10 protein-coding genes are annotated in these 9,584 nt (G+C 68.0%); 7 read left to right on the plus strand and 3 right to left on the minus strand.

Annotated features, from left to right (window positions below; all coding sequences use genetic code 11):
* On the plus strand, positions 1-1,676 hold a 1,676-nt coding region (locus LzC2_RS18245; RefSeq protein WP_194362430.1), incomplete at its 5' end, for a cation:proton antiporter.
* A gap of 44 nt (positions 1,677-1,720) precedes the next feature.
* Here the strand turns inward: LzC2_RS18245 and LzC2_RS18250 are convergent.
* Entirely contained in the window at positions 1,721-2,824 is a 1,104-nt protein-coding gene (locus tag LzC2_RS18250; RefSeq protein WP_171189465.1) for a serine hydrolase domain-containing protein, read from the minus strand.
* Positions 2,825-2,894: 70 nt separating this feature from the next.
* Positions 2,895-3,233 (minus strand): hypothetical protein, encoded by a 339-nt coding sequence (locus LzC2_RS18255; RefSeq protein ID WP_171189466.1) that lies wholly within the window; start codon positions 3,231-3,233, stop codon positions 2,895-2,897.
* 131 nt (positions 3,234-3,364) lie between these two features.
* Between LzC2_RS18255 and LzC2_RS18260 the strand changes: the two genes are divergently transcribed.
* The 6 genes from LzC2_RS18260 to LzC2_RS18285 all read left to right on the plus strand — a co-directional run bounded on the left by LzC2_RS18260 (position 3,365) and on the right by LzC2_RS18285 (position 8,665).
* The gene (locus LzC2_RS18260; RefSeq protein WP_171189467.1) at positions 3,365-4,090 is read left to right on the plus strand and encodes a basic secretory protein-like protein; all 726 of its coding nucleotides are present in this window, start codon (positions 3,365-3,367) and stop codon (positions 4,088-4,090) included.
* A 162-nt stretch (positions 4,091-4,252) separates the two neighbouring features.
* Entirely contained in the window at positions 4,253-6,427 is a 2,175-nt protein-coding gene (locus LzC2_RS18265; protein ID WP_171189468.1) for a hypothetical protein, read from the plus strand.
* A 79-nt stretch (positions 6,428-6,506) separates the two neighbouring features.
* The gene (locus tag LzC2_RS18270; RefSeq protein WP_171189469.1) at positions 6,507-7,307 is read left to right on the plus strand and encodes an SDR family NAD(P)-dependent oxidoreductase; all 801 of its coding nucleotides are present in this window, start codon (positions 6,507-6,509) and stop codon (positions 7,305-7,307) included.
* Positions 7,308-7,336: 29 nt separating this feature from the next.
* On the plus strand, positions 7,337-7,969 hold the full coding sequence (locus LzC2_RS18275) for an ATPase (protein WP_171189470.1): 633 nt from the start codon (positions 7,337-7,339) through the stop codon (positions 7,967-7,969).
* Between the two features lie 10 nt (positions 7,970-7,979).
* Positions 7,980-8,216: a hypothetical protein gene (locus LzC2_RS18280; protein WP_171189471.1), complete on the plus strand. Its 237-nt coding sequence runs from the start codon at positions 7,980-7,982 to the stop codon at positions 8,214-8,216.
* A 194-nt stretch (positions 8,217-8,410) separates the two neighbouring features.
* On the plus strand, positions 8,411-8,665 hold the full coding sequence (locus LzC2_RS18285) for a hypothetical protein (RefSeq protein WP_171189472.1): 255 nt from the start codon (positions 8,411-8,413) through the stop codon (positions 8,663-8,665).
* Between the two features lie 20 nt (positions 8,666-8,685).
* Here the strand turns inward: LzC2_RS18285 and LzC2_RS18290 are convergent.
* On the minus strand, positions 8,686-9,584 hold an 899-nt coding region (locus LzC2_RS18290), incomplete at its 5' end, for an SDR family oxidoreductase (protein ID WP_315854741.1).

Here is a 9,584-nt window from a genome sequence, read left to right on the forward strand (position 1 = left end):
GTCCTGAAACGGGGCGACGAACCCCGGTCGCGGCGCCCTCCGCCCCGGGGTTCGTCGCCCCGTTTCAGGACGCCGCGGACCCCGCTCCGGAGGGAGAACCCGCCGCGGAAGCCCCCGCCGAGGGAGAACCCGCTGACGGAGAACCCGTCGACGGGGAGCACAGTGAGGGGGAACACCTCGGCGAGGACCACGTCCACGACAGCGGGACCAGCCCGAAGCATGCGGAGCACTCCGCGCACGGCAGCATCGTCGCCCCGCTGTTGGCGGCGATCGTGGTGATCCTGTTCGGGGCCAAGATCGTCGGCGACCTGTTCGAGCGAATCGGCATCCCCAGTGTCGTCGGCGAGTTAGCCCTGGGCATTCTGCTGGGCAACCTCGTCTTGATCTCGAACCTGCTGTTCGGGGTGGAATGGCATTGGTTGGACTTCCTCCAGCCGCCGGACCCCGACGCCTTCCAAAGCTCGCTCGCCAGCGACGTGGGCGCCTCGCTGGCCCTGCTGGCGGAGATCGGCGTGATTCTGCTGCTGTTCGAAGTCGGACTCGAATGCACCGTGCGGGAGATGCTGCGGGTCGGCTGGACGAGCCTGTTCGTAGCGATCGCCGGCGTCGTCGCCCCGATTCTGCTGGGCTACGTCATCTCGCGGGCCTTCTTCTTTGAGGATTGGCAGGAGCCCGCCTTCATCGGCGCCACCCTGTGCGCCACCAGCGTGGGCATCACCGCCCGGGTGCTTCGCGACCTGAACCGCCACAAGACCAAGGAGAGCCAGATCATCCTCGGCGCCGCCGTGATCGACGACGTGCTGGGCCTGATCGTGCTGGCCGTCGTGCAGGGGGCGATCGCCGCCAGCCTCGCCCGCGCCACCGCGGGCGCCGTCGAGGGGGAAGATAGTTTCTACTGGGACATCGCCCGGATCATCGGCTTGGCCGCCCTGTTCCTGTGCGGGGCGTTGGGACTGGGGGCGCTGCAATTCCCGCGGTTCCTGTTCAAGATGGCCTCCAAGCTCCGCGGACGCGGACTGCTGGTCGTCACCGCCCTGCTGATCTGCTTCGGCTTCAGCTACTTGGCGGACTCGATCGGGCTGGCGACGATCGTCGGCGCGTTCGCCGCGGGCCTGATCCTCGAACAGGCGCAATATAAAGAGCTGGGCGAGCGGGAGGACGTGCACGAATTAGAGGACGCCATCCGCCCGCTCACGGCCCTGTTCGTGCCCATCTTTTTCGTGCTGATGGGGATGCGAGTGAACCTCGAAGAATTCGCCGGCGGCCGGTTCTGGATGATGGCCCTGACGTTCACCGGGCTGGCGATCCTGGGCAAGATGGTGTGCTCGTTCGCCTGCGTCGAGAAGGGCGTCAATAAAGTCGCCGTCGGGATCGGCATGGTCCCCCGCGGCGAGGTCGGCCTGATCTTCGCCGCCGTCGGCTCGACGTTGCAGCGCTGGGAACCCACTCAGTTCAACCCGGAGACCGGAACGAGGGGCATGGAGGTGCCGGTCATTAACGACACGACCTTCAGCGCGATCGTCTTTATGGTCATCGTGACCACCGTGATTACTCCGCCGTTATTAAAATGGTCGCTCGGGCAGGGAGACGAGGACGACGATCCACGGGACGGCGGCGACTTCCCGACGCCCAATCCCGACGTCACCCACTCCCCCGACGCCCCGGTTCCCGTCTGACGGACCCGGTTTTCGTCTGACGAGCAATGGCTGGGGGGCGGGCGCTACGGAGCGTCCGCCCCCTTCAGCAATGCCGTCGCGAGCGGATCGACCGACGCCCCGCAGTTCGACAGCACGACCACCGCGATCCCGCGGTCCGGCAGCAGGCCCAGAAAGCTTGCCGAGCCGTAGGTTCCGCCGTTGTGCCAGACCATTCGGCCGGTCGGCAGTTCGCTCGTCAACCAGCACAGCCCGATGCGGCTGTTCCCCGCCGGTTCCCGCGGTTCCGCCGCCGTGCGGAAGGCCTCCGACAGGTCGATCGGCCCGCGGCCCAAACAGGCGTCGGACAGCGTCAGCAGATCGTCGGCGGTTCCGTGCAGACCGCCGCAGGCCCGGATCGTCGCAAACGTCCACGGCGTCGTGGCGACGCCGCCGAGGCGGTAGGTCTGCGGGAACCGCGTCGTCTGCTCTTCCGAGAGATCGAACGCGACGTCTTTTAACTTCAGCGGCCCGGTCAGGCGGTTGCGGAGAAGCGTCGACTCCGCGGAGGCGTCGCCGCAATCGACCTGCGCCAACGCATGCCCCAGCAACCCGACGCCGAGGTTGGAATAGGCGAACCGTCCCGGCTCTTTCGGAGCCATCTTCCGCATCGTGAGGCCGAGCAGCGGGCGGTCGAAGCCCGCGTACGGATCGCCCGCGTCGCCGACCAGCAACGCATACAGTCCAAGCCCCGTCGGCAAGCGAGGCAGGCCGCTGGTGTGCGTCGCCAACTGACGCAGCGTGATCGGTCGCGGCACGCCCTCCTCGTCCGTCCAGACCGGCGGGGCGAGGTCCGGCGGGAGCCGATCGGCGGCGAGGTCGTCCTCGCTCACGACGCCGGCGTCGATCATCCGCGCGAGCGTCAGCCCGGTGAACGCCTTCGTAATCGAGCCCAGTTCGTAAATCGTCCGTCCGTCCGGCGCAACGACCGGCTCCTCGGCCGCTTTGACCGACCCGAACCCATAGACGGCTCGTCCCGCGGGCGTCGAGACGCCCACCGTCACCGCGGCGTACGGATGCGCTTCGAGATACGGCGCCACGACCGCGGCGACGCGGTCCGCCGACAGGTCGGGCGCCGGCCCCGGCGGGGAAGCGGCCAAGAGAATTAAAGCGAACGGCAGGGCGGACATCGCGGCGGGCGGGCAGGGGGAACCGGGAATGGGGGCCGAACGAACGAACGCAGCCGACCGGGCGGTCGGTTCAAGGCGCCGCGGGAGTTTCTTCCTCGCCGATCGCCGCCGGCGCCTCGCGTTCCGCCCGCCACCACAGCAGCGCCAGCAAGGATCCGCCCCCGCCGCAGGCGAACTTTAACACGCACAGCGGCCACGGCCGCCACCACGCCCCGGTCTTTAATTCCCAGATATCCGACGCGGCGAAGGCCAGCAGCACGGCGACCAGGGCCCACCGATATCCGCTCGCCCGCGCCGGCGTCGGCCGGCAGGCCAACGCGACCGCCACGGCCGACCACAGCCCGGCCTCGAACGCGTTATAGAGGTTGTGCGGCTGGTCGAAGTCGACCCCGGCGAGCCACTCAAACATCGATCAGAACCTATCAAACAGGCGGCATCGGGCGGAACAGACGGGCGGGTCGGACCGGGTTTCTGGCACGGAGTTCGCGAGTCGCTAAGATCAGGCGTCACCCCGGTTTACGCTCCCGAACGAAGCATACCATGCTCGGCGGACCTCGTTCTTCGACCTCTCTGCTCCTGCTGGCCGGCGCCGCGATCCTCGTCGCGCCGACCGCTCGCGCCGACGACGCGCCGGCGGAGCAGCCGCCCGAGCCGGTGTCCGTCTCCGTGAAAGGCGAGGTCGGCCCGGAGCTCGCCCCGGCGGCCGGACGGCTCGTTACGGAGTTCTATCGGTGCTATCCAAGCCTGATCGAGCGATTCGAAGATCCGGAGCGGAAGGCGCCGCGTCACGTCACGATCATTTTCAAAGAACAATTGCGCGTCCCGGCGTACTGCACGGGCGATGAGATCACCGTCGGCGGGGCCTATCTGAAAGACCACCCGGACGACATCGCCCTGCTGACCCACGAACTAACCCACGCCGTTCAACAATATCCCCGCGCCCGGGACGGGTTCGATAAACCCGGCTGGCTGGTCGAAGGGATCGCCGACTACGCCCGCAAGGTTTACGGCCCGGAACGGCAACCCGGCTGGCAGCTCCCGGAGCGGCTGAGCACGCGGAACAATTATGACGACGGCTACCGCGTCTCCGCCCGCTTCCTGGAGTGGCTGGACGAACGCACCCCCGGCGCCGTCGATCAAATCCATCAGGCCCTGGGCAAGGGCGAATATCAAGAATCTCTCTTTGAAGACATCGCCGGCAAACCCGTCGCGGAGTTATGGGACGAGTGCGTGAAGGCGCTCTCCGCCGCCGCTCAGCAGGGCTAACCGCCCCCCGTCAGACGGCCGAACGCAGCGGGCGGCATCTTTTCGCTTGGACATCGCATGGCGAGAGGCCGTGGCGTCGGCGCGTTGCATCGGACAGACTGGATGCGGGGCGGCTCCCCCTCGTTCGCACCGCCGGCCCGGTACTCTGTCGAGGAATCACGGATGGCCACGTCGTCTCTGTCTCTGCTGATCGCGTCCCTGTTGGCGGTCGCCCTGCCGGCCGAACCGGACGACTCGCCGGATGGCCCCCCAAACGGCGCCGCGAAGTCGGACGTCATCACGGTCACGGGCGTCGCGACGACGGCGGACGGAACGCCAGCGGCGGGGGTACGGGTGACGGTCGTGGCGCCAAAGCCCTTGGTTGAGGCCGTGGCGTCGGCCTCCGCGGTCACGGATGCGGACGGAAGGTACGTGTTGCCCGATCTGCCGCATCCGCACACGCAACTCGTGTGGCTGATGGCGAAGGGGCCGGATGGCGCGGTCGGGAATCAGCATGTGAATCTGTGGCCCCGCGACGCGACAACGTTCGATTCCAAGCTCGCCATGGTTCCCGGGGGCCGACTGTCGCTGACCTTCACCGACGCGGACGGCGCCCCCGTGGAGGGCGTCCGGCCGAAGTCGACGGTCGCGGGGCACGGCATGGAGCGGTTCATCCTGACCCGAGAGTGGGCCGCCGCCGCAGGATCGCCGTGGCCGGCCTCGGATGCGGAGGGACGGCTGACGCTGGGCGATCTTCCGGCCGGCGAAGAGATGCAGGTGGCGTTCGACCCGCCCGGGCAGCATCGGCAGATCACCGACCCGCTCGTCGTCTCCGAACCGGGCGCACCGGCGGCCCCAGACCCGATCGCCGTCACCATTCGACAGGCCGGGTTGTTCGAGGTGCGGATCGACCCGGGCGAGGGCGCCGAACCGCTGCCCCGCGACGGCTATCTGGTGCGGACCCACGGGAACGGCCGCGTCGGGACGGACGCGGGCACCTATGAGGAACGCTCGCTGGACGCCACGCCCGACGGGCAGGCTGTCATCGCCCTGAAATTGCCGGCGAGCGGGCCGGAGGTGACGGGGTCGTATCGAACCTGGAATCCAGATCAGACCGAGAGGGAGCGGGACTTCGGCGCCGTCGTGACCGTCACGCACCCGGATCTGGTGTTCGTCCCGTCCTCCCTCACCGCTCGGCTGAACCCCGGCGAGCGGAAAGTGGAGACGATCACCGCGCTGCGACGGACGACCGTGACCGGCCGTCTGGTCGACCCGGCCACCGGCGAGCCGCAGGGCGGGGCGCCGGGCTTTCCAACGGTCGACGTCTACATCCCGGCGCCCGACCAATCAAACCGGTCGACCCCGGCGGGGGTCGGTTGGAAGCGTCTTCAAGCGGACCAGCGGCAGACGTCCATTGAGGAAGACGGCCGCTTCACGGTGGGAACTCCGAGGGACAAAGTGCGGTTGGTGGCCAAGGGACGAGGATCGGAACAGTGGTTCCCCGGGATGCTTGAAGTCGACGTGCCGCCGGAGGGATTCAACGTCGGCGACGTGCCGTTGGCGCGGATGCCGGAACTGACCGGGACGGTCGTGAACGCCGACGGCGAACCGGTCCCCCGAGCGCTGGTGTGGACGACGCACGACTCGGCCGTCACGGCCCCGGCGACGGCTGCCGATGCGAACGGCCGATTCACCCTGCGCCCGGAGTCGATCCCGGCCTCGCTGGAAGGCCGTTCCTCCGCCGAGATCGCCGCGTTCGACCCGCTGAAGCCTTTCGCGGGCACGGCGAAGTTCACGCTGATTCGCGGCGAGACGCCGGAACCGGCGACCGTGCGGTTGGAACCCCGGGAGATCGCGTTGCCGCCGGGTCGGGCGGGGTCTCCGTCCAGAGATGCGTTCTCCGGTCGGTGGTTTCTCGACGGCGTCGTCCCGGAGCTGACGCTCTCCAAAGCCCTCGCCCCGGACGGCACGCCGACCGACGACCCGCCGACGCTGAAGTCGCTGCGGGGGCGGTGGGTTCTGCTGAACTTCACCTCCGCGCTGCATGATCGCCGGAACGTCTACGCCGGAGAAGTGCGGGCCGTCGCGGAGGCGTTCGCCGATCGGCTGACGGTCGTGACCATCTATCACTCCTCCGACACCGACGAGCAAATCGTCAGGGCGGTCGCCAGACAACCGGCGGTCGGCATCACGGCGGATGACGTCGACGGCGCCACTCAGCGCGCGTTCGGGGTGCATCAGATTCCCACCTATATTTTACTCGACCCCGAAGGCCGGTTCCAAAAAGTCTTCGTACCGCGGCAGGAGATCGCCGGCAATCTGCCGAAGATCGTTCGCCAGTTCATCACCGCCGAGTAAACCGGCGGGGCCGACGTGTGCGGCGGGGGGGATACCATCGTCTCGCCTCCGCTTCCGCACCTCGTTTCCGGCTCGCCCGATGGATCTGCAACTCTCCGAGAAAACCACCCTCGTGACCGGCAGCACGGCCGGGATCGGGCGGGCGATCGCCGCCCGGTTGGCGAGCGAAGGGGCGCGGGTGATCGTCAACGGCCGGTCGCAGGACTCCGTCGACGCCGCCGTCGCGGAACTGACTGCGGAACTGACCGGGGAGACCGGCGGCATGCTCGTCGGATTCGCCGGCGACCTGTCGACCGCCGAGGCCGCGGAGCAGCTGTTCGCTGCCCATCCCGCCGTCGACGTACTGGTCAACAATCTCGGCATCTTCGAGGCGACGCCGTTCGAGAAGATCACCGACGAAGACTGGACCCGGTTCTTCACCGTGAACGTCCTCAGCGGCGTGCGACTGGCCCGGCTCTACCTCCCCGGCATGCGTCAGCGGGACTGGGGTCGCATCCTGTTTATTTCCAGCGAGAGCGGCATTCAAATCCCCACGGAGATGGTGCACTACGGGATGACGAAGACCGCGCAACTGGCCGTTTCCCGGGGGCTGGCGGAGACCGTCGCCGGCACGGGCATCACCGTGAACAGCGTGCTGCCCGGCCCGACGAAGTCCCGGGGCGTCGTTGATTTTATCGACGGGCTGGGCGAGGGCGGCGCCTCCGAGGCGGAGGTGGAGAAGCAATTCTTCGAGGAGGCCCGGCCCACGTCGCTGATTAAACGTTTCGCGGAGCCGGAGGAGGTCGCCTCGCTGGTGGCCTATCTCGCCAGCCCCCTGGCCAGCGCCACCACCGGCGCCGCCGTCCGGGTGGACGGCGGCATCGTGAAGAGCTGTTTTTAGTCCAGCCTCGGCGCCGTTAGCATCCGAGCATGGCGGCTCCGATCCCCCCGCAATGCGTCGTCCTGGCCGGTCCGAACGGGGCCGGCAAGAGCACGGCCGCCCCCGCGCTGCTGCCCGAGGCGTTGCAAATTCGCCGGTTCCTCAACGCAGATACGATCGCGCGGGGGCTGAGCGGGTTTGATCCCGAGTCCGAGGCGTTCGCCGCCGGCCGCATTCTGCTGACGCAGATGGACGACTACATCCGCGAGCGGCTGGACTTCGCGGTGGAGACGACGCTCTCGGGCCGCACGCTGGCAAAGCGGGTACGTGACATGAAGGCGGCGGGATATTCGATCACGCTTTTCTTTCTGTGGGTGCCGGCCGCGGAGTTCTCGATGGAGCGGGTGTCTCGGCGCGTCGCCGCCGGCGGGCATGACATCCCCAGAGACACGCTCCGACGCCGGCACGACGCCACGATCAAGAACTTTTTTCGGCTGTACCGTCCCCTCGCGGACGCCTGGACGCTGTACGATAACAGCGGCGTCGTTCCGCTCGACCCGATCGCCACCGGGTCCGGCGACGCCTCGCCGACCCTCCTCCGTCCAGACCTCTGGCATGAACTCCGCGAACGGTACGACGCCCCCACACTGGGCAGCGGCGAACGGTCGCCCGAAGCCGGCTGAGAACGGTCGTGTGGATATTGGCGCGGTGATGCGAGACCGGCCGGAAGCCATCGCCGCCGCGGGTGCCGCCGCGACGGAGAGCGCCCGGCAGGAATCGCGGATGACCGGCATCCCGCTGGTGTTCTGGAAGGACGGCCGTTGCGTTTGGGAGGACGCCGACGGGAACGAAGTGCCGGAGCCGGATTGGGCCAAACGCTTCCGCGAAACCGGCGAGAAGCCGCCGGTGCTGCATCGGCGGGCGGGGTAGGCGACGGGATGTCAGACGGCGACGCAACGAACGAGAAACCGTCTCCCACGGCCGGTCGTTCTCGACGACGGTACGTCGTCGGCTTGCTCCTGCTGGGGTGTGCGGTCAGCACGGCGTGCTGGTACGGATGGTATCGCCGTCATCTGCTCCTCACGAACGCCGGTCGGCATGGATGGGACTGGGTCGATACAGCGGTGTCCGGATCCGCTCTCAGTGAGGCGATCGAACGACACCGGGCGGCGGTCGCCGAACCGACCGGGGATGTGGTAAACGGGGAGTGGCTCGCGACCTTCAATCGCCGAGTGAATGCCTGGCTGGCGATCCTTCGCATCTGGCATGAAACCGGCGACTCGACGGCTTCGGCTTACATCGATCGGCACCTCGCGACCGACGCCACCCAAGACGAGCGAAACAACGCGGAGGGGCACGGCTATCCCGTATCGCCGTGACGCCCGCTCCTGCCGGTCTCCTATACCGCTTCGCCGCCGCAGACCTTAATGATCTCGCCGGTGACGTAGCCGCTGTCGGCGTTGGAGGCCAGATAGACGTAGGCCGGGGCCAGCTCCTCCGGTTGGGCGGGGCGGCCCATCGGGGATTCCTTCGCATAGGTCGCCATGCCGTCGGCGGGGCGGGCCTGGGCGTTCAGCGGGGTCCAGACCGGGCCGGGGGCGACGCAGTTCACGCGGATGCCGCGCTTCAATAACTGCTTCGACAGGCTCCAGGTCAGGCTGTGCTCCGCGGCTTTGCTGGCGCCGTAGTCCGGGCCGCTGGCGAACGGCATCAGCCCGGCGATCGACCCGGTGTTGATTACGCAGCCCCCCGGTTTCCCCTCAGACGCGGCCAAGTGCTTCGCCGCGGCTTTGATCGTGCGGAAGTAGGCGAAGACGTTCACCTTGAAGACCCGCTCGAACTGTTCGTCCGGCAGCTCTTCGATGCTGTCGGACATGAACATCACCGAGGCGTTATTGACGAGAATATCTAATCCCCCCAGCCCGTCGACGGCGGTTTGCACCGCCTCCCGGCAGAACGGCTCCTCGGCCAGATCGCCGGGGATGAGCACGCATTTCCGGCCGATCGCTTCGACCTCGGCCTTCACCTCGTCGGCGTCGGACTGCTCCTGCGGGGTATAGACGATCGCCACGTCGGCGCCCTCTTTAGCGAACAGCGTCACCACCGCCCGGCCGATGCCGCTGTCGCCCCCGGTGACCAACGCCTTTTTGCCCAGCAGTTTATCCGCTGGCTTATAAGACTCGCCGGCGTGCCGGGGGCGGGGGGACATCTTCGAATCGAGGCCCGGCCACTCCTGATGCTGCGGTTCGAAGGGCGGGATCCCCAACCACTTTCGGTAAGGGTCGAATCCGTCGTCGG

This window comes from Alienimonas chondri (genome assembly GCF_013036045.1).
Classification (GTDB): domain Bacteria; phylum Planctomycetota; class Planctomycetia; order Planctomycetales; family Planctomycetaceae; genus Alienimonas; species Alienimonas chondri.

Excerpts from the sequence above, each read along its gene's own strand:
- LzC2_RS18250 (WP_171189465.1), bottom strand. The coding sequence starts at position 2,824 with ATGTCCGCCCTGCCGTTCGCTTTAATTCTCTTGGCCGCTTCCCCGCCG.
- LzC2_RS18255 (WP_171189466.1), bottom strand. The coding sequence starts at position 3,233 with ATGTTTGAGTGGCTCGCCGGGGTCGACTTCGACCAGCCGCACAACCTC.
- LzC2_RS18260 (WP_171189467.1), top strand. The coding sequence starts at position 3,365 with ATGCTCGGCGGACCTCGTTCTTCGACCTCTCTGCTCCTGCTGGCCGGC.
- LzC2_RS18265 (WP_171189468.1), top strand. The coding sequence starts at position 4,253 with ATGGCCACGTCGTCTCTGTCTCTGCTGATCGCGTCCCTGTTGGCGGTC.
- LzC2_RS18270 (WP_171189469.1), top strand. The coding sequence starts at position 6,507 with ATGGATCTGCAACTCTCCGAGAAAACCACCCTCGTGACCGGCAGCACG.
- LzC2_RS18275 (WP_171189470.1), top strand. The coding sequence starts at position 7,337 with ATGGCGGCTCCGATCCCCCCGCAATGCGTCGTCCTGGCCGGTCCGAAC.